Source organism: Nostoc sp. PCC 7524, assembly GCF_000316645.1.
Lineage (GTDB): Bacteria > Cyanobacteriota > Cyanobacteriia > Cyanobacteriales > Nostocaceae > Trichormus.
Window position 1 is genome coordinate 5522677 of the sequence record NC_019684.1, and the last position, 22907, is coordinate 5545583.

The 22907-nt window shown below is 42.4% G+C and carries 2 protein-coding genes; one reads left to right on the forward strand and one right to left on the reverse strand.

Features of this window, described 5'->3' with window-relative positions; translation table 11 throughout:
* Positions 1-247: 247 nt before the first annotated feature.
* Positions 248-1291, reverse strand: coding sequence for a M42 family metallopeptidase (locus tag NOS7524_RS22495; RefSeq protein ID WP_015140777.1), 1044 nt, complete (start codon positions 1289-1291; stop codon positions 248-250).
* A gap of 641 nt (positions 1292-1932) precedes the next feature.
* On the opposite strand from NOS7524_RS22495, the gene NOS7524_RS22500 reads away from it, so the two are divergent.
* On the forward strand, positions 1933-22800 hold the full coding sequence (locus NOS7524_RS22500; protein WP_015140779.1) for a putative Ig domain-containing protein: 20868 nt from the start codon (positions 1933-1935) through the stop codon (positions 22798-22800).
* Positions 22801-22907 lie beyond the last annotated feature (107 nt).

Consider the following 22907-nt stretch of genomic DNA (forward strand, 5'->3'; position numbering starts at 1 on the left):
TTTTGAGACATTATAACAAAAGTGAAAATACCAATTCTACTTTTGGGTGAAGACGTTTTGCCTGGATTTGAGTTATAAGTTTGAATCAATAAACTTCATCTACGAATATTTAATCATCTGAATAGATAACTTGTAAAAGTCACTTTTCGCGATCTTCTTTGCACCTACCCGGTGGGAACGCCTAGCAGCGAATCAGCGAACCTTTAAATAATATAGTCAACAACACCAAAGTATTAATACAACAAACCTACTCAAACTCAGTTTCACAAAAGGCTTTTAATAGATTAATACAATTTGCGATCGCACCTAAATGAGCAATTTCATAACCGTGGGTATTTTGAGTAGGAAAAGCTAAACAAGCAGCACGCCCAACATGACCAAATTTCATGGCAATAGAAGCATCACTACCAAACTGACTCAATGTTGCCAGTTGTATTGGCATATCTAATTGTTTAGCACATTGGCGTAATTGTCCATTTAGCCCTTCATCATAAATACCATAGGCATCTTGCGATAAAAGTACAGGAATTTCCCCATCTTTTACCGGATATTCTTCAGAGAGGGGACAAATTTCTAAAGCAATTAAAGCATCTAAACTTTGATTTTGGGTAAAAAATAACGCTCCAATTGCACCCACTTCTTCCTTAGCCGAAGCTACTAAATAAACATCCACTGCTGGCTGTTGTAAATGTTGCGCTAAAGCCAGCAAAATTGCTACAGATGCTTTGTTATCTAAAGTATAGCTAGCAATATGATCCTTTAATCTGATGGGATGTTTGCGATGCTTACCAATAACCATTCTCGTACCAGGACGAATACCAACTGCTTCTAATTCAGCAGTAGTCAACTTGGTTTCAATCCAGGCATTTTCCCATTTTACAGGTGTATCTTCTTGCTGTGCTTTTTGCGGGGATTCATGGGAGACATGACGAGAACCAAAACTGAGAATCCCGCTAATAGTTTCATGATCTCCCAGTAAATCTACAACCCCTTCCCCGTAAACCCAAGGATAAGCTCCCCCAAGCTTACGAACTTCTACCCTACCGTCATCACCGATATTTTTGACAATAGCCCCAATTTCATCTTTATGGGCGGTAATAGCGATCGCTCTATCGGAAATTTTACCAGGGATTTTGGCAATGATATTATCAGCGCGATCGCACCAAACTGCCACACCTAGAGATGCAAACTGCTGCATCAAAAATTGATTAATTTCCGCTTCTGCACCGCTTGGAGAATGGTGCATGACTAATTCGGTGATCATTTCAAATAAGCGATCGTCAGTCCACATGAATTTAGCTAGTTCAAGAAATTTACTTAGCCATCAAAGTCAAATTTGACTTTTGATGCGTTTTATCCTGCCCTCTGCCTCTCAGCAAATAAGAGTCTATATCAATTCTATGGCTGTAGTTGAAGTATGGAATGAAAAAGATTTGCCAGTTAGGGAACACCCAAAAATAAATTATCCAGAATTGACAGTTTAGTAGGGTGCGTCAGTATGAAGAATTTCTTGGTGTAGTTAGGTTTTCTGACACTGACGCACCCTATTTTTTTCTCTGTAAGTCTCTTAGTAGAGGGAAGCGATCGCCTAGACATATACATTGAGTTAAGTATTATTACGCCCTTAAGTATCTTCACTAAACTATTTAGCTATTCTTTATCAATAATTAACAAAAGCTTTGCGGCTGACTCAGTATAATTTCATATGGTTAAGCGCAAACTAACACTAATTTTTATTTGTACCCATATAAATACGGAAAACTGATGACATCACTTTTGCGGATTTACATGGCTTTTTGTCATCAACGTTGATTCACAATTGACAAATAGTAATGATTGGCGGCATTCACACCATCAATCAAAAAGTACCTCAGAAAAAGTGTAAATGCTGCCTCATTGTGATGTAACTAGCTTAGAGGGTGAGAATCCCCAATGTATACCGAAATTAACGTTTTTGACCTTGAGCCATCTCCAGTCTTAGCGCCATCCCCATTAGCGTCACCAGAGCAATTGGGAAGATTGGATGGGATGGAAAAACTAGATATTCCGGTAATTACACCAGATTTCAGCATCGCCATCAATAGTCAAACCGTACTGGTAGAACCATCAGTTAACGAAATTATCGGTACAGGCGGACGAGACGTTTTAACAGGGACAGCATTGAGCGATCGCATCATTGGGGGTTTTGGTGCAGATATAATTACAGGTGGTAGTAGTGCTGATATATTCGTTTACCAAAGCATCAGGGATGCAGGCGATATCATCAAAGACTTGGAACTACGCCAGGATGTGATTGACCTGAGTGTAGTATTGACAAGTGTAGGCTATCAAGGATTTAATCCCATTGCTGATGGATATATCCAATTCGGCACATACACAGGTGGTACAGTTATTCTCCTCGATAGTGACGGTAAAGGATCTCTAGCCGCCAGACCATATATATATGTAGAAAACGTTACGCCAAATGACTTAAGCAGCTACCCCAATCACTTCATTCCCAATCCAGGAGAACCGCCACAGATAGAAGCCAGCTTAGTCAATGATACAGGAGTAAGTTCAAGCGATCGCCTCACCTTTGACCCGACAATTAGCGGGAAAGTGAGTGTTACTAGTAATCTAGTTAGTCTGAAAGCTGGGTTAAATAATCAGCTAGTCACAGTAGATATTTTCGACACCCTCAACTCAGATGGCGGTTTTAATCTAACTTCTGCACGCTTGGCGCAAATTAACGGTGGAGTGCTTAATGATGGTGCATACACGTTAAAACTGCAAGCTACGGACAATAAGGGCAATATCTCCAGTGTCTACAGCTTTGACTTTGTACTAGACACAACCGCACCAATTTTAGATTTGCAACTTGACCCGAACTTTGATTCTGCCCCAGTGGGTGATTTGCAAACCACCTTTGAGAAAGTCAATTTGCTAGGGACAACAGAAGCTAATTTAACTGTATCCTTGCAACCTACGGGAGTGAGCAGCACTACCAATGATTTAGGAGAGTTTACCTTTGCTAATATCTCACTGAGTCAGGGAAGTAATCTGTTTACTGTAGTGGCGACAGATTTAGCAGGAAATCGAGGAGAATTTAGTCAAACATTCCAACGCCTCACTCCACAAGTCAACGCCGCACCGACAAATTTGAATCTGACTCCAGCGAGCAGTGCCGAGAATGTTCCAGATAATAGCATCATTGGTACATTCACCACTACAGATCCAGATGCTGGTGATACTCACACTTACAGCTTAGTTACTGGTGAAGGCGACACAGATAATACTGCATTTACCATAGTTGATAACGAACTCAGAATTAAGCAATCTCCTGATTTTGAGGCTAAATCTGTTTACAGTATCCGTGTAAAAACCACAGATGCTGGGGGATTGGGTTACGAACAAATCTTTAGTATCAGTATTACTAACGTTAACGAAGTACCGACAGCTTTAAATATTAGTCGTGGTGCGATCGCAGAAAATACCCCAGCTAATAGTATCATTGGCACATTCAGCAGCACAGATCCTGATGTTGGTGATATTCACACTTACACCTTAGTTACTGGTGAAGGTGATACGGATAATACAGCGTTTACCATTGTTGACAACGAACTGAGAATTAATGAATCGCCGGATTTTGAAACGAAGTCTGTTTACAGTATCCGTGTAAAAACCACAGATGCTGGGGGATTGGGTTACGAACAAATCTTTAGTATCAGTATTACTAACGTTAACGAAGCACCGACGGCTTTAAATATTAGTCGTGGTGCGATCGCAGAAAATATCCCAGCTAACAGTATCATCGGCACATTCAGCACTACAGATCCTGATGTTGGCGATACTCACACTTACAGCCTAGTGTCTGGTGAAGGTGATACAGATAATACAGCGTTTACCATAGTTGATAACGAACTCAGAATTAAGCAATCCCCAGATTTTGAGGCTAAGTCTGTTTACAGTATTCGGGTGAGAACCACAGATGCTGGGGGATTGGGTTACGAACAAATCTTTAGTATCAGTATTACTAACGTTAACGAAGCGCCTGTTATAGAAGCGATCGCTACCCAAAATATTAACGAACAAACTCTCTTTACACTGACTGTTAAAGCATCAGATCCAGAATCCGATACCCTAATATATACTTTAGATGCCAGCGCACCCCCAGGAGTTAGCCTAGACTCAACTACAGGCGTATTGACTTGGACTCCTTTAGAAACCCAAGGGCCAGGAAGTTACCCCATTACCATCCGCGTTACAGATGGACAACTGACAACCTTCCAAAGCTTTACAGTCAATGTCGCTGAAGTTAACACTGCACCTATTTTAACTCCCATCGGCAATAAAAATATTACCCTTGGTGAAACCCTCTCCTTTAAAGTTACGGCTGTTGATAGTGATAGTCCCGTTAACAATTTAAGCTTCTCAATTGATGATGGTGCGCCACAAGATGTCCAAATTGATCCAGTACAGGGAACATTTTCCTGGACTCCTACAACCGCAGGACTTTATCCCATCACAATTAGAGTCAAAGATGACGGTAGTCCTATATTAGAAGACTTTGAAATCATTCAAGTTGCGGTAATTGCCTCCAACTTACCACCGACAGATATCACTTTAGCTCCTGCAACTATCTCAGAAAACGTACCTTTAAATACTGTTGTGGGAGTATTAAGTACAGTTGATCCCAATGGCGATACTAACTTTATTTATGCTTTGGTGAGTGGAGATGGTGACAGTGATAATAATCAGTTTGTCATTGATGGTAGTCAAGTTAAACTCAAGTTTTCTCCCGATTTTGAAGCTAAATCAACCTACACAATTCGGGTTAGAAGTACAGACAGTACCGGGTTAAGTCTGGAAAAAGCCTTAACTATCAAGATTGCAGATGTTAACGAATCTCCCACTAACATCATCCTTAGTAACGCCACGATCGCAGAAAATTCACCCACTAACACATTTATTGGTAGTTTCACCAGCCTCGATCCAGATTTGGGAGATAGTTTCACCTATAACTTAGTTAATGATGCAGGTGGGAGATTTGCGATCGCTCCTGGTACGAATCAGCTAGTAGTGGCTGATAGCAGTTTACTTGATTTTGAGCAGGGGAACACTCACACAATTCGAGTCAAAACTACAGACATCGGCGGGCTGAGTTTTGAAAAAGACTTGACTATCTCCATTACCAACGTTAACGAAGCCCCCTTCTTTACCAGTACCCCTGTCAAAGATGCAGAGATTAACAGCCCATACCAATATCTCATCACTACAGGTGATCCAGAAAGCGATCGCCTGACTGTGAGTGCTACTAACCTCCCCAGTTGGTTAAGTTTCGTTGATCATCAAGATGGTACGGCTGTTCTCTCTGGTAATCCTCAATTCGGTAATTTAGGAATTTACACCATTCCTCTGACTGTTACTGATACAGGCGGATTGACAGCAACCCAAACCTGGGAGATTTCCGTAGGTGCGACTCTCCGAGAAGGAACCAACTTTAGCCCAGAACTAACTACCAATCTGCTGATTCCCAATCAACCGCAAATTCTCAGCTTTCAGGTAGAGCCTAATTTTGATTTGAGCGATCGCAATAGTATCAAAGATGCCTTTGAAGTCGCATTAGTGGATTCTCAAGGTAACTCTTTAGTTCATAGCTTTACAGCAGGCAGAGATAGCTTCTTTAATATTACCGAAGGGCTAGCTGTTGTTACAGGTGCTGGTACAAATTACAACCCTGCCACCCAGACTGTCACCGTTAACCTCACCGGAATAGCCGCCAATACAAATGCGCGTTTAATCTTCCGCCTAGTTAACAATGACAGTGATACTACTTCCTCCGTTGGTATCAAAGAGATTAATCTGAGTGATGCACCACTAGAAACTCAACCGCCTCTCTCCTCAGCAATTGCCACCCTAGGATTAAATAGTAACAGTACCCCTCTGAATTTCACTAACGTCGCAGATGTCACCCCATCGTTGCAACTCCAGTATCAGCGCACCTCTTTTAATGAAGATACGCAACTGTTGTATACAGATGTGGTTGTCAAAAATATTGGTAGCTATGGGATTAATACACCTTTAATTGCAGTTGTCAAGAATATTAGTGATCCGAGTGTACAGTTACGGAATATTGACGGCTACACCCCCGAAGGACTGCCTTACTATAACTTTAGTCAATTAGTCCCTGATGGAAAACTCAATCCTGAACAGGTAAGCAGCGATCGCAGTTTTGTCTTTTACAACCCATTACAAGTACAATTTACCTACGATATCAGGGTTTATTCTGTCTTGAATCAAAATCCTGTGATTCAGACACAACCAGCATTAGAAATCATTGGGGGACAGTCTTACCAATATGATGTCAATGCTACAGACCCCGATCAAGACCCACTGACTTACCAATTATTAATCGCACCCCAAGGGCTGGAAATTAATCCTACGACTGGGCTATTGCAGTGGAATACCAATATTAACAACATCGGTAATCATCATATCAGTATTCAAGTCAGTGACGGCCGAGGTGGAATTACCCAACAAACCTACACCCTGGCTGTTATCGAGCAACCCCCCAATCGACCACCGATATTTATATCTACCCCTGTAGTCGATGCGGCTATTAATCAACCTTACAAATATGATGCAGATGCTGTTGACCCAGATCAAGACCCCCTAACTTACAGCTTAGTATTGGGGCCTGATGGGATGAAAGTTAATCCCACCACTGGTTTAGTAGAGTGGACACCACCATCAGTCTTAACCTTGGGTGATACAGTCATCGGTCGGATTAGCATTCCCGGTGAAGTAGATGAATTTACGGTGAGTGGTGTAGCCGGACAGCGAATTTATATTGATACTTTACAGTACAGTGGAGATTACTGGCGTTGGCAGTTCAAAGTATATAGCCCCAGTGGGTTGTTGATTAATGACAGCCGCTTAGATGATAATAAACTACTTAACTTGCCGGAAAATGGCAACTATCGCATTGTTCTTAGAACCGATGGAGACTTGGTTGGGACTTATGGATTTAGGGTGATTGACCAAAATCTAGTGCCGATAGTGCCATTAGATACCTTCATTCAAAATAAACTAAGTCCTGGTTCTCAGGATCATCTGTATCGGTTTACAGGTAGTCAAAGACAAAAACTGTTCTTTGATCAACTGAGTAACAATGGTAACTTAGATTGGGTTATTTACAACGCCAGCAATCAAGTTATTACCTCCAATAACTTTAATGACATTGAAATAGATTTACCTGTGGCTGGGGAATATACCCTAGCTGTCAGAGGTCGAGAAGCATTTACTAGCAGCGTTGACTATGCCTTCTCGATTATTACCCCAGAGATTGTGAATACTCCCCTCAGCTTTGGTAGTGTGATTACAGGTGCGATCGCTGAAAAAGGAGAACAGGATACCTATACCTTTAGTGGAGAAATAGGACAACGCCTCTACTTTGATGTGTTAAATCGCGGCGGTGTTTATACTACCATTGCCAATCTTTACAGTCCTAGTGGTCGCAACCTTCTAAGTCGGTGGTTATATGAACAAGACCCCGACCCCATCACCTTCACAGAAGCCGGAACTTATCGCTTAGTTATTGATGGTAATGGTGAGAGTACCGATCACTATAGTTTTAGTCTGTTAGATGTGGGACAAGCTAGTGCTATAGCCTTAGATACAGATATTAGTGGACAACTTGACCCCGGACAAGAAACCCATTTCTACAAGTTTAATGGCACAGCCGGACAAAGATTATATTTTGATGCCTTAACTAACTTACCTAGCACCTCGTGGTTACTGTATAACTTATCCAATCAGGCATTAGTTAATCAAGGCTTTAGTGATTATGAATATACCCTCTCACAAACCGATACTTACCTATTAGCAATTCGCGGTAATAGTAACACAGTTGTTGATTATCAATTCCGCATTATTACTCCGGAATTTATCACTGCTAGTCTCACAATTGGGAATACAGTTAGCAGCAATATTTCCGAGAAAGGCGAACAAGATACATATACCTTTAGTGGAGAGATAGGACAACGCCTCTACTTTGATATTTTAAATCGCGGTGGATATTATAGTACCATTGCCAATCTTTACAGTCCTAGTGGTCGCAACCTTCTAAGTCGATGGTTATATGAACAAGACCCCGACCCCATTACCTTCACAGAAGCCGGAACTTATCGCTTAGTTATTGATGGTAATGGTGAGAGTACCGATCACTATAGTTTTAGTCTGTTAGATGTGGGACAAGCTAGTGCTATAGCCTTAGATACAGATATTAGTGGACAACTTGACCCTGGACAAGAAACCCATTTCTACAAGTTTAATGGCACAGCCGGACAAAGATTATATTTTGATGCCTTAACTAACTTACCTAGCACCTCGTGGTTACTGTATAACTTATCCAATCAGGCATTAGTTAATCAAGGCTTTAGTGATTATGAATATACCCTCTCACAAACCGATACTTACCTATTAGCAATTCGCGGTAATAGTAACACAATTGTTGATTATCAATTCCGCATTATTACCCCGGAATTTATCACTGCTAGTCTCACAATTGGGCATACAGTTAGCAGCCATATTTCCGAGAAAGGCGAACAGGATACCTATACCTTCAGTGGAGAAATAGGACAGCGCCTCTACTTTGATGTGTTAAATCGCGGCGGTGTTTATACTACCATTGCCAATCTTTACAGTCCTAGTGGTCGCAACCTTCTAAGTCGGTGGTTATATGAACAAGACCCCGACCCCATCACCTTCACAGAAGCCGGAACTTATCGCTTAGTTATTGATGGTAATGGTGAGAGTACCGATCACTATAGTTTTAGTCTGTTAGATGTGGGACAAGCTAGTGCTATAGCCTTAGATACAGATATTAGTGGACAACTTGACCCTGGACAAGAAACCCATTTCTACAAGTTTAATGGCACAGCCGGACAAAGATTATATTTTGATGCCTTAACTAACTTACCTAGCACCTCGTGGTTACTGTATAACTTATCCAATCAGGCATTAGTTAATCAAGGCTTTAGTGATTATGAATATACCCTCTCACAAACCGATACTTACCTATTAGCAATTCGCGGTAATGGTAACACATCTGTTGATTATCAATTCCGCATTATTACCCCTGAACTCACAACTGCTACCATGACCATTGGTAATACAGTTAGTGGCAGTATTAGCGAAAAAGGAGAACAAGACACCTACACCTTTACAGGTACAGCCGGACAACAACTGTTTTACGATGCCTTGGGTGGAGATTACTTGCGCCTGCGATTTTATGACCCTACGGGTAGGGAAATCTTCAACAGAGATAGCCGTTCTGACATTGGCCCCGATGTGGGATTGGTCTTAGCAATGAATGGCGTTTACAAAGTAGTGGTTGATGGCGAAGGTGAAGGTGTCGGCAATTACAACTTCCGCTTCTTAGACAAAGCCACAGCCTCTTTAGTGCCATTAGATACTGATATTACAGGCACATTCGACAATAACGGTATTGGTAGTACCTTATATCGTTTCCAGGTGACTGGTGATAGTAAACGCTTGCTGATTGATGGGCAAACTGGAGTGTCACCCAACGCTTGGATTCTTTATAGTCACGCTGGGCAATTTCTGACGAATAATTCTATCAACAGAGACAGTGAGGTTGTTGTCAGCCCAGGGGAGTTTCTGTTAGTGATGCAGGGGAATGGGGCGAGCGATCGCAATTATCAAGTACAGATCAAAACCCTACAAACCATAACAGCAACCCCATTTAATGATGAAACCCTAACCTTGGGTAGCACAGTTACCGGGACAATTACTCAAACCGGAGGACAAAAGGGTTATAGATTTACTGGTACGGCGGGACAGCAACTGTTCTACGATGCCTTGGGTGGAGATTACTTGATCACCAGATTTTATGATCCCACCGGACGAGAAATTTATAGTGCAGATAGTCGGAGCGATCGCGGTTCAAATGGTGGGTTAACCTTGACGATGAATGGCAACTATCGAGTTGTCATTGGTGGAACAGGAACTGGAAATTACAGTTTCCGCCTCTTAGATAAAGCCACCGCCCCAGTAGTCAACTTAGACACCGATATTACAGGCACACTCGACAACATTATTGGCAGCACAGTTTATCGCTTCAATATCACAGGTGGTAGTAAATATCTCTACATTGACGCTCAAACTGGAACTTACTACAACAACTGGATTATTTATGCCCCCAACGGGCAACATATTACCAGTGCCTACATCTTCGAGGACAGAGAATTTAGTGCAGGAGAAGGAGAATACCTGCTGGTAATGCAAGGCAACGGTGCCAGTGACACTAACTATAAACTCCGCATCATTACCCCTGAGTTAATCACATCTGCCATAACCTTGGGTAATACCGTCAGTGGCAGTATTAGCGAAAAAGGCGAACAAGACACCTACACCTTCACAGGTACAGCCGGACAGCAACTGTTTTACGATGCCTTGGGTGGTGATTACTTCCGTGTGCGATTCTATGACCCCACAGGTAGGGAAATTTACAACGCCGATAGCCGTTCTGACCGAGGTACTGATGGCGGATTAGTCCTATCAATGAATGGCACTTATCGAGTCGTCATTGATGGCGACCCCAACTATGGCAATGGTGAAGCCACAGGTAATTACAGTTTCTGCTTCTTAGATAAAGCCACCGCCCCAGTAGTCAACTTAGACACCGATATTATAGGCACACTCGACAACATTGTTGGCACTACAGCCTATCGCTTTAACATCACAGGTGGTAGTAAATATCTCTACCTTGACGCTCAAACTGGAACTTACTACAACAACTGGATTATTTACGCCCCCAACGGGCAACATATTACCAGTGCCTACATCTTCGAGGACAGAGAATTTAGTGCAGGAGAAGGAGAATACCTGCTGGTAATGCAAGGCAACGGTGCCAGTGACACTAACTATAAACTCCGCATCATTACCCCTGAGTTAATCACATCTGCCATAACCTTGGGTAATACCGTCAGTGGCAGTATTAGCGAAAAAGGCGAACAAGACACCTACACCTTCACAGGTACAGCCGGACAGCAACTATTCTATGATGCCTTGGGTGGTGATTACTTCCGTCTGCGATTCTATGACCCCACAGGTAGAGAAATTTACAACGCCGATAGCCGTTCTGACCGAGGGACAAATGATAGATTAGTCCTATCAATGAATGGCACTTATCGAGTCGTCATTGATGGCGACCCCAACTATGGCAATGGTGAAGCCACAGGTAATTACAGTTTCCGCTTCTTAGATAAAGCCACCGCCCCAGTAGTCAAGTTAGACACCGATATTATAGGCACACTCGACAACATTGTTGGCACTACAGCTTATCGCTTTAACATCACAGGTGGGAGCAAGTATCTTTACATTGACGGTCAAGCTGGAACTTACAATAATCAGTGGATTATTTACGCCCCCAACGGGCAACATATTACCAGTGCCTACATCTTGGAGGATAGAGAATTTTGGGCAGGAGAAGGAGAATACCTGCTGGTAATGCAAGGCAATGGTGCCAGTGACACTAACTATAAACTCCGCATCATTACCCCTGAGTTAATCACATCTGCCATAACCTTGGGTAATACCGTCAGTGGCAGTATTAGCGAAAAAGGCGAACAAGACACCTATACCTTCACAGGTACAGCCGGACAGCAACTGTTTTACGATGCCTTGGGTGGCGATTACTTCCGTCTGCGATTCTACGACCCCGCAGGTAGGGAAATTTACAACGCCGATAGCCGTTTTGACCGAGGTACTGATGGCGGATTAGTCCTATCGATGAATGGTACTTATCGAGTTGTCATTGATGGCGACCCCAACTACGGCAATGGTGAAGCCACAGGTAATTACAGCTTCCGCTTCTTAGATAAAGCCACCGCCCCAGTAGTCAACTTAGACACCGATATTACAGGCACACTCGACAACATTATTGGCAGCACAGCCTATCGCTTCAACATCACAGGTGGGAGCAAGTATCTTTACATTGACGGTCAAGCTGGCACTACTAACAATCAGTGGATTATTTACGCCCCCAACGGACAAAACATTACCAGCAATATCATCAACAGCGATCGCGAATTTTGGGCAGGAGAAGGAGAATACCTGCTGGTAATGCAAGGCAATGGTGCCAGTGACACTAACTATAAACTCCGCATCATTACCCCTGAGTTAATCACATCTGCCATAACCTTGGGTAATACCGTCAGTGGCAGTATTAGCGAAAAAGGCGAACAAGACACCTACACCTTCACAGGTACAGCCGGACAGCAACTGTTTTACGATGCCTTGGGTGGCGATTACTTCCGCCTGCGATTCTATGACCCCACAGGTAGGGAAATTTACAACGCTGATAGCCGTTCTGACCGAGGGACAAATGATGGGTTAGTCCTATCAATGAATGGTACTTATCGAGTCGTCATTGATGGTGAACCCAACTACGGCAATGGTGAAGCCACAGGTAATTACAGCTTCCGCTTCTTAGATAAAGCCGTAGCTACTCCGGTCACGTTTAACACAGATATTAGTGGCACGTTTGATGCTGGTCTTGGTTCTCAACTCTACCGTTTTAATGCCCAAGCTGGACAACATTTCTATTTAGATACCGCCACAGGTCAATATCCTAACTCTTGGATTATTTACGGGACTGGTGGGCAGTACATTAACAGTGGTTATCTCCAAGAAGGCTACTCCAATAATGATTATGAATTTGCTGCCCCAACCACAGGTGAATACCTGCTGGTAATGCAGGGGAATGGTGCAGCTAATACTAATTACAAGTTCCATTTAGCCTCACCACAGTTTGACTACACTAATTTATCACTAGGAAATTTAGTAATCGGTAACATTGCTACTAGAGGCGAACAGGATATTTACGCCTTTACAGGGACAGTTGGACAACAACTATTCTTCGATGCCATTGCAGGTAATCCCAATCTCAAAGCCAGATTATACAGCCCCACCAATATTTTAGTAGCTGACCGCGATACCAACAGCGATTGGTCGCCTGTGAATTTAATTGAAAACGGCACTTATCGCTTCATTATTGACGGAGTAGGCACAACTACGGGTAACTACAGTTTTATTGTCAGCAATCGCGCGGCTGCATCTACTCTCACCCTTGGTAATACCCTTACTAGCAGCCTCACCCCAGACAATCAAATTAACCTTTATAAATTTAATGGTAAACAAGGACAAATTCTCAATTTTGACCTGAATGCCGCTACCTGGGTAGGTGCTAATTGGACTTTCTATGATCCATCTGGTAAAGCAATCAAGACACCTGCGGCTAATAATCCTGATTTTCAAGCCACTTTAGCAGCAGATGGGATTTATACGCTAGCGATTGCAGGTAATAGCAGCACACCAGTTAATTACAGTTTCATTGTCACTGATAATTCCACCACCCCGGTCACAAATTCAGGGTTGGGAACACTGCAAACAGGAAATCTCAATGCTGGACAGGTAATTGATTATAACTTCACTGCCACAGCAGGCACTAAGGTTCTGTTTGACAGTTTAGACAACAACTCTAATAACTGGCAGATTCGAGCTAGGTTGATTAAACCAGACGGAACCTATATCTTTAGCGATTATGATAGTCGGTTTGATAGTGAGCCAATTTTATTAGAGCAAACCGGAAATTATAAATTACAAATTTTTGGTTACTATGGATCAACAACAGGTAGTTATCAATTCTCTTTGCGAGAATTACCAAACGGAATTAGACCAGGAGTTAGTTATTTAGAATTAGGTGGAGTTGTTGCTGGAACTCTCAATAATTTAGAACAGAAAATATATGCTTTCAATGGCACAAATGGCTTACGCCTAATGTTTAACAGCATGACAGGTGATAATGTCAATGCTGTTGTATATGATCCTAACGGTAATATTGTTTCTGCGCTTAACAATTTAGCTTGGAATTATGATTCCAATCCCTATACTTTAACTCAAACTGGTTGGTATAACCTGGTTGTGAGAAATCAGCAAAATGCAACCAGTAATTTCTCATTCCAACTCTTAGAGCTTGATACTGCACCAGAAATTAGTTTCGGTCTGCCGAATACTTTTTCATTACCTTCGGGACAACAAAGCCAATTTTACAAACTGCAAGCCAAAGCAGGAGAAAGACTCTACTTTGATGTCATTACTTCCAATGCTCTGGATACCAATTATCGTTGGAAACTCTACGGTGCGGGGAATAATTTACTCTTCGACCAATATCAGGGATATAACGCTGAAATTATTATTCCCTACACAGGAGAATACAGCCTACTCATTCAAGGTGGTTATAGTAGCAATCAACTTAATGGTAGTTTCCAAGTCACCCGACACAGTACCACAACTAGAGATATTATTATTCCTGGTAACGGCAAATCATCAGGTGGTGGTGAAGGCACTTTAGGGTTATTTAATGTCAAATTAGCTGCCAAAGATCCGGCAGGGGCAACGGCAATTCAAGATTACCAAATTCGTGTTGTTCCCGACCCAGAAAACGGCAACCCTGTCATTATTAGTACACCTCAAACAAAATTTGGGCTGGATCAAGAAGTTTACCGATATCAACTCAAGAGTGTTGACCCTGAGAATGATGCTTTGTTCTATCGCTTAGTTGATGCACCTTTAGGCGCAAGTATCAACGGCGATACTGGAGAACTGCTCTGGTTCCCCACCTCTGGGGTAAAAAATGGTGATCGAGTGACTTTCAAAGTAGAAGTCTCTGACCGCAGAGGTGGCTTTGATCGGCAAAACTTTGAAGTGCAAGTTTACAATGCCTTGGGCAGAATTCAAGGTGCAGTATTCGATGACCTCAACAGTAATGGGATTCGTGATACCAAACTCTTTAGTGGCGATGATCCCATTGTCGTCTTTGCTGTAGACATATCTGGCAGTACCGCCGCCCCCTTCTATGGTACTGGTCAGTATAAAAACGTTAAAACCGTCCTTGATGCCCAAGTCCAAGCCGTGTTGACTTTTATGGAGGCAGTAATTGCTCAAGGGTTAGGAAACAAACTGAAGATTGGCTTACTACCTTTTACTGATACTGCCGTCATCCAAGACATGGATTTGACAACGCCAGGGACTCAACCATATACCACAGCCTTAGCCGATAAAGACAATGATGGCGTTGCAGATATCAAACAAATTCTCCAAACTTATTTTCCTAATGGCAGTAGCAAATTTACGCCCACCCTGGAAATAATAGATACATTGCTGGATAATATTTCGGGCAACCCTAACTTAATATTCATGTCTGATGGTTATGGGGCATTGGATGCAACAAAAGCTGCTCAAGTGACCGCAGATATCAAAGCCAGAGGTGGTAGTGTCACGGCTTTTGCGATCGGTCAATATGCGACTATAGAAACTTTAGATAAAATTGATCCTAATGCTCTACAAGTCTTAGAATTTGACGAACTTTTCGATATCTTCTCTGGGTTTGATCCTCGCTATGCCACAGAACCCCTGAAAGAAAATATCTCAGTTTACTTAGACCTGAACAATAACGGACAACTTGATGGTGGCGAACCTGTCCAAATTACTCAAAAAGATACTGGTGAATCAACTTTAGGAACAACCAGGTATCAATTTACCTTTGATGGCTTAGAACCTGGAACCTACGTTGTGCGGCAAGTAGTTCCTAGTGGCTACGTGCAAACCTTACCCAGTGGCAATACAAGCTGGACTGATACTGTCACCACGGCTGGCGAAAAATTCATTCATTTATTTGGTGTGGGTAAAGTTAGAGAACCTGCCAATGAAGACCCCTTCTTTACGACTAACCCGCCTGCACTCACTCAAATTAAAGCTGGAGAAACCCTGCTATATCGTGCCAATGCTGTAGATCCCAATGCTGACCCTGTTACTTATAGTCTGGTGCTAGCACCCAAGGGCGTAACCGTCGATGCTCGGACAGGAACGGTAGTTTGGACACCAACCAAATCACAAGTTGACCAATTCTACAAGGAGTTACGAGAAAATAAAGCCCGTTTAGATGCCATTGGCCGGGGTAATGCGGCGGAGACAACAGCTAAATTTAATATTCTGCTGACAGCAAACGATGGTCGGGGTGGGAAAGCATTGCAATATGTGAATGTAGAGGTATTGCCAGATAATAATGCCCCCATATTTACCTCTACACCACCCGCCGATGCTCAACCGCAAGTAGGGAAAGTCTTCCAATATCAAGCTACAGCCATTGACCCCGATGGCGATGCCATAAGTTTTGAATTGGTTAATGCACCTACAGGTGTGACCATTTCCACTACTGGGTTGCTGAACTGGACACCAGTGGCGAATCAGTTAGGCGATGCCTCCGGTGGGCTGCGCCTACACACTTTCCAAATTAAGGTTAAAGATCACAAAGGTGGTGAAAGCTTACAAACCATCAAAGCTACTGTTATCAATCCCCAGCCGAATCGCCTACCTGTCATCACCTCTATACCGCGTATCTCTAGCAGACTCGGTAATCCTTACTTCTATGAAATCATTGCTAGTGACCCAGATGGCGATCCTTTAACTTATACCCTGACTACCAAGCCAGAGGGAATGACACTGGTAGATAATCTCATCACCTGGACTCCTCAACCGCAACAATCAGGTGCTAATCATGTGACATTACGCGTTAGCGATCGCCAAGGCGGATTTGTTGAGCAAGTCTTTACTATTAATGTCACTCACCAAGCAGCTAATCGCCCACCAGCGATTACTTCTGCACCCGATTTAGTTACCAACTTAGAAAAAGAATATCAGTATAACCTCACGGGTAGCGACCCAGATGGCGATTTACTGTTATGGAGTTTAGATCAAGCACCCGATGGCATGGTGATTGATATCAACTCTGGTGCTTTGCGCTGGCAACCGAAATCTACTCAGACTGGCAATTTTACGGTGGCAGTGCGTCTGATGGATAACTACGGTGCTGATGCGGTGCAAGAGTACACCCTCAAAGTTACAGGCATTAATACCCCACCGCAAATTATTTCCACACCAATTACTAAAGCTGCCCAAAATCAAGATTACACCTATCAAGTTGTTGCCAATGACCCAGAAAATGATGCCTTAGTCTACAGTTTGGGTGCCAAACCTGTAGGGATGGCTATTGATGCTAAAACCGGATTAATTCGGTGGACTCCTGCCGCTAATCAAATTGGTTTACAACAAGTTGAAGTTTTCGTCCGTGATACCCAAGGGGGAATGAGTCAGCAAACTTACAGCCTAGAGGTAGTTGCTGCTGCCATTAACCACGCACCCAACATTACTTCTAGCCCTATCTTCTTGGCTAATGTGGGCGGCACTGAATCCTATCAATATCAAGTTCTGGCAACTGATCCCAATGCCGGGGATACACTCACCTACCAATTGTTACAAGCTCCCACAGGTATGGCAGTTAATACCACCACTGGGTTAATCACTTGGGCAAATCCAGTTGTGGGTAATTATCAAGTGGTTGTAGCTGCTGTTGATAGTGGCGGGTTAGGGGTGACACAAGGTTACACCCTCACAGCCAAAATCAACCAATTACCGGTGATTGGCTCAACTAACCCGCCTGCAAATGCTACGGTTGGGGCTACTTATCGCTATGATATCCAAGCATATGACCCCGATGGCGGCAAATTGACTTATACCTTAGATGCAGAGTCCCAAAAACGAGGCATCACAATAGATCAACTAGGAAGGCTACGCTGGACTCCCCAAGCTAATCAAGTAGGCACTTATCCTGTGACAGTGACGTTGACAGATAGCGCCGGCGGTAAGGTGACACAAAACTTTAATCTCACAGTTGCCTTAGATACTATCGCACCAAAAGTGATCGTTAACCGTAGTCGTAATGTGATCAATAAAGGAGAGGTAGTTTCCTTCCAAGTCATTGCTACTGACAATGTGGGGATAGCCAATCTCAGACTATTGATTAATAACACCCCTGTAGAGATTGATAGCAAGGGACTAGCAACCTTTACAGCCACAGATGCGGGTGTGATCACAGCCAAGGCGATCGCCGTTGATACATCCGGTAACAGTGCCGAAACCACAACTACCGTCGCCGTTGCTGATCCTACCGATACCGAAGCACCAGTTGTTAGTTTAGACTTATCTGCGATCGCTAATTTTGAAATCACAGCCCCCACCGAAATCCGGGGAACAGTTAATGATGCTAACCTCCTCTACTATGCCTTAGAGGTTGCCCCCGCCGATGGTAGTGCGCCCTTTAAAGAAGTCTTCCGGGGTACACAACCAGTCACTAATGGGGTATTAGGAGTATTAGATCCAACTTTATTACTAAATGACACCTATCAAGTTCGCCTAGTTGCTTACGATACTAACAATCGTGGCAATGGTGTAGTAGAACTTTTAGATGTTAAAGGTGATTTAAAACTAGGCAATTTCCAAATCTCCTTTGCAGACTTAGAGCTTTCCGTATCTGGTATTCCTATTACCCTGACTCGTACCTATGACACCTTAACCAGTAACCACAAAGATGACTTTGGTTATGGTTGGCGCATGGAGTTCCGCGACGCAGATTTACGCACCAGCTTACCCAAAGATGAATTCTATGAAGAATATGGTATTCGTGGTGTTGGCTTTAAAGAAGGTGATCAAGTTTACGTGACTCTTCCTGGTGGCAAGCGCGAACGGTTTACATTTAAGCTAGAAGCTATTAATAGCCTAGTTAATGCTTTCTTAGGACGTAGCGGCTTATATAAACCTACTTTTGTTGCCGATAAAGGAGTCACCAGCACCTTAAGTGTGCAGACACAGGGAGTAGTTTTAATTCGCGGTGAGGGTGATCAAATTGTTCCTTTCAGTGGTGGTTCTGCTTTCCGATTCTACAATCCACAGGATTGGGGAAATTATTACACATTAACCACTAAGGAAGGTATTACCTACCAAATTAATGCCACAACTGGAGATATTGACACCATCACCAACCGCAATGGCGATAAATTAACCTTCAGTGATGGCGGAATTTTGAGCAGTAATGGACAACAAGTTACTTTTGGCAGAGATGCTCAAGGACGCATTGCAACTGTTACTGATCCAATGGGCAAACAAATTAAATATGAATATGATGCTCAAGGGGATTTGATCAAAGTTACTGATAGAGAAAATCACACAACTGGGTTTGATTACAGTGATTCTCAACCCCATTACCTAGAAGAAATTATTGATTCATTAGGCAGAACAGGGCTGAAAAATGAATATGATCAAAATGGGCGTTTAACCAAAGTCTTTAATGCGGTTGGCGATGCTGTACAACTAGAGTACAATCCCGACAATTCCATTTACACATTTAAAGATGTCTTCGGCAATCCCACTACTTATGAATACGATGTCAGAGGTAATATCATCACTGAAGTTGATGCACTAGGAGGCATTACCAAGAGAACCTTTGATGATAATAACAATGTACTGAGTGAAACTAATCCTGAAGGTGAAACCAGAAGCTACACTTACGACAGTCAAGGCAATAAATTAAGCGAAACAGATCCATTAGGCAATGTTACCCGCTACACATATAACGCTAATAATGATTTGTTAACTACTACTGATGCTTTAGGTAATACCACCACTAATGTCTATGATCAAAAGGGCAATCTTCTATCTATTTCTGGGCAAGCTAATGGTAAAATCACCATCAGTTATGATGGAGCAGGTCTGCCAACTAGCTTAACCACTTCTGAAGGTACAACAACATTTGAATATGATGCTAAAGGCAACCTGACTAAAGAAATTAATTCCCTTGGTCATGAAATCACTTACACCTATGATGCTAATGGCAATCGACTCACAGAAACTCGCCAACTTACTACATCTAATGGTGTGCGTACTTTAGTCACAAAGACAGAGTATGATGCCAAAGGAAAGGTCATTCAAGTAACTGATGCTGAGGGAGGTGTTATTCAAACTGTCTACGATGCCGTAGGTAATAAAATCGAAGACATTGATGCCAATGGTCGTGTTACTAAATATGTCTATGATCAGCGTGGGTTATTAATAGAAACTATCTACCCTGATGCTACTCCTAATAACAATAGTGATAATCCCCGCACGCGGAAAGAATACGATGAAGCCGGTCGAGTGATTGCGGAAATTGATGAATTAGGACGGCGTACAGAATTTAAATATGACAAGTTAGGACGCTTAACTTTCACTATTTTCCCAGATGCAACCCCAGCAGATAACAGCGACAATCCCCGCACAGAAAAACGCTACGATCAAGCCGGAAGGTTGATTGCAGAGGTAGATGAGCTAGGAAACGCCACCCGCTATATCTACAATGAAGCAGGACAATTAATTGCAACTATCCTACCGGATAATACCCCTAATAATGATGACGATAATCCCCGCATTTTAACTAGCTATGATGCACTCGGTCGGCAAATTAGCCAAACAGATCCACTGGGGCATACTACAGAATTCCTCTATGATCAGCTAGGTCGTCCTATTGGGCAGATATTACCAGATCAAACCACCACATCAGCCAAATTTGATGATGCAGGGCGTATTATTGCACGTACTGACCAAGCAGGTAATACTACCCGCTATGAGTATGATGCCATTGGGCAGTTAACTGCTGTCATTGATGCCTTGGGACAACGGACTGAGTACCAGTACAATGAGCTAGGGAATCTCAGCAGCCAAAAAGATGCGAATGGTAATGTGACTCAGTATGAATATGATGGTTTAGGTCGTCGTGTTTCGACAACATTACCACTGGGTCAACTGTCTACCACTCAATATGACAAGGTAGGCAATATTATTAGTACCAATGACTTTAATGGTCGTAAGATTACCTTTGAATTTGATGAACGTAATCGACTGATTACCAAGATTTTCCCTGATGATACTCGCGTCAAATATACTTATACCCTGACAGGTCAACGGGCAACTGAAACAGATACTCGTGGAACAACTACATACCAGTATGATACACGCGATCGCCTGTTGTCTCGCACCGACCCTGATGGGGTGAAGATTGCTTACACCTATGATGCAGCTGGAAACCGTACTGCCGTTACTATTCCTTCCGGTACAACAACTTATACTTTTGATGCTCAAAATCGTCTCAAAACCGTCTTAGATCCAAATAATGGGGAAACCAAATATATTTATGATTTAGCAGGCAATATCATCCGTACAGAATTGCCCAATGGTACTGTAGAAATTCGAGAATATGATAGCCTCAATCGTCTAATTTTCCTGAAGCACACTAATGCTAATGGTGTAATTAATAGCTTCCGCTACACTTTAAATAAAGTAGGCGATCGCATTGCAGTTGAGGAACAAGATGGGCGCAAAGTTGAGTACGAATATGACAAGCTTTATCGCTTCTTAAAAGAAGATATTTTTGCCCCAGGTGCTACTAATCCCACCCGCACAATTAGTTACACTTATGATGCTGTCAGCAACCGTCAGACTCGTAATGATTCCCAGGAAGGTAATACAACCTATGAATATGATCAAAATGACCGTTTACTCAAGGAAGTTACTAATGGTGTAACTACAAATTACATCTATGATAATAATGGTAATACTTTGTCTAAGACTACGGGAACGGACAAAGTTACTTACGAATGGGATGATGAGAATCGTTTAATTGGTGTTGATACCAATGGTGATGGCATTATTGATATTACTAATCATTACGATAGTGATGGAATTAGGATTGTACAAACTGTTAACGGTGAAGTAACTCATTTCTTGGTGGACAAGAATCGAGATTACGCTCAAGTTTTAGAGGAATATACGCCGAGTAAGATTATCAAGGTTGCTTATGTTTATGGTAATGATTTAATCTCCCAAGTTCGTGATGATAAGCATTCCTTCTATCATGTGGATGGTTTGGGTAGTACGAGGGCGTTAACAGATATTAATGGCTTGCTGACAGATAGTTATGATTATGCGGCGTTTGGGGAGATTATTCAGCAGGTAGGTAATACCAAGAATTTGTATTTATTTGCAGGTGAACAGTTTGATAATCAATTAAGTCAATATTATCTACGAGCAAGATATTATGACCAATCCATTGGTCGATTTACTCAAAGGGATACTTGGCCAGGAAGAGACTTCTCTCCGATAACATTACATAAGTATTTATATGCAAATGCTAATCCTGCAAACTATATAGATCCAACTGGTAATTTTAGTATTGGTTCTTTATTAGCTTCAATGGCTATTGCAGGTACAATAAATGCTTCCTTAACCTTTGCTTTTAGTGGTGGTAATTCTACTCTCAGAGAATTAGGAGAAGCTTTTGGTATTGGAGCTATTACTGCTCCTATTGGTGGTGCCTTAACTACTTTAGCTGGCCCGCTAATCCGATCTATGGCAACACCAATGCTTGCTGCTGTTGGAAGAATGCAACCTCTTACACTTGTAGGAAGCTCTGGTTTGGAAAAAGCTTTAATCAACATGAGCAGGATTTTAGTAAATACCAACAGATCCTATCCTTCTGTGCAATCTACTTTCTATGGGAGTCTTTTGAAAAAAATGCTTCCCGGAGTGCAGTGGCAACAACATCATGTTTTTATTCAGCAAGCTTGGTCTAGATCCGGAGGACCCAATCAAATTTACAATAATCTAGCCGCTAACGAAGGATTAAGAAGAATAGGAAATGGGTTATGGAATTTGATGCCTATACCTGCAAGCTTGAATGGTTGGTTAGGCCGTAGTCCTGTTGCAACTCAATTATTTGCAACTTTTTACTATTCCTTAGTATTTTTTGGACCGTATCATTTGTGGGAGTTGATAAACGCAGCAGAAGAATCTGAAGCTGATAATGACTAATTAGTATGATTGATTAATGATATTGTGATTTTTGGAAGCGATCGCCCTGCATGTCATTGAGAAAATAGCAGGCGATGATCTCCAGTCGTTGGGAGACTATCGCCAAA

Coding starts and splice junctions, on each gene's coding strand:
- NOS7524_RS22495 (WP_015140777.1), bottom strand. CDS start 1,291: ATGTGGACTGACGATCGCTTATTTGAAATGATCACCGAATTAGTCATG.
- NOS7524_RS22500 (WP_015140779.1), top strand. CDS start 1,933: ATGTATACCGAAATTAACGTTTTTGACCTTGAGCCATCTCCAGTCTTA.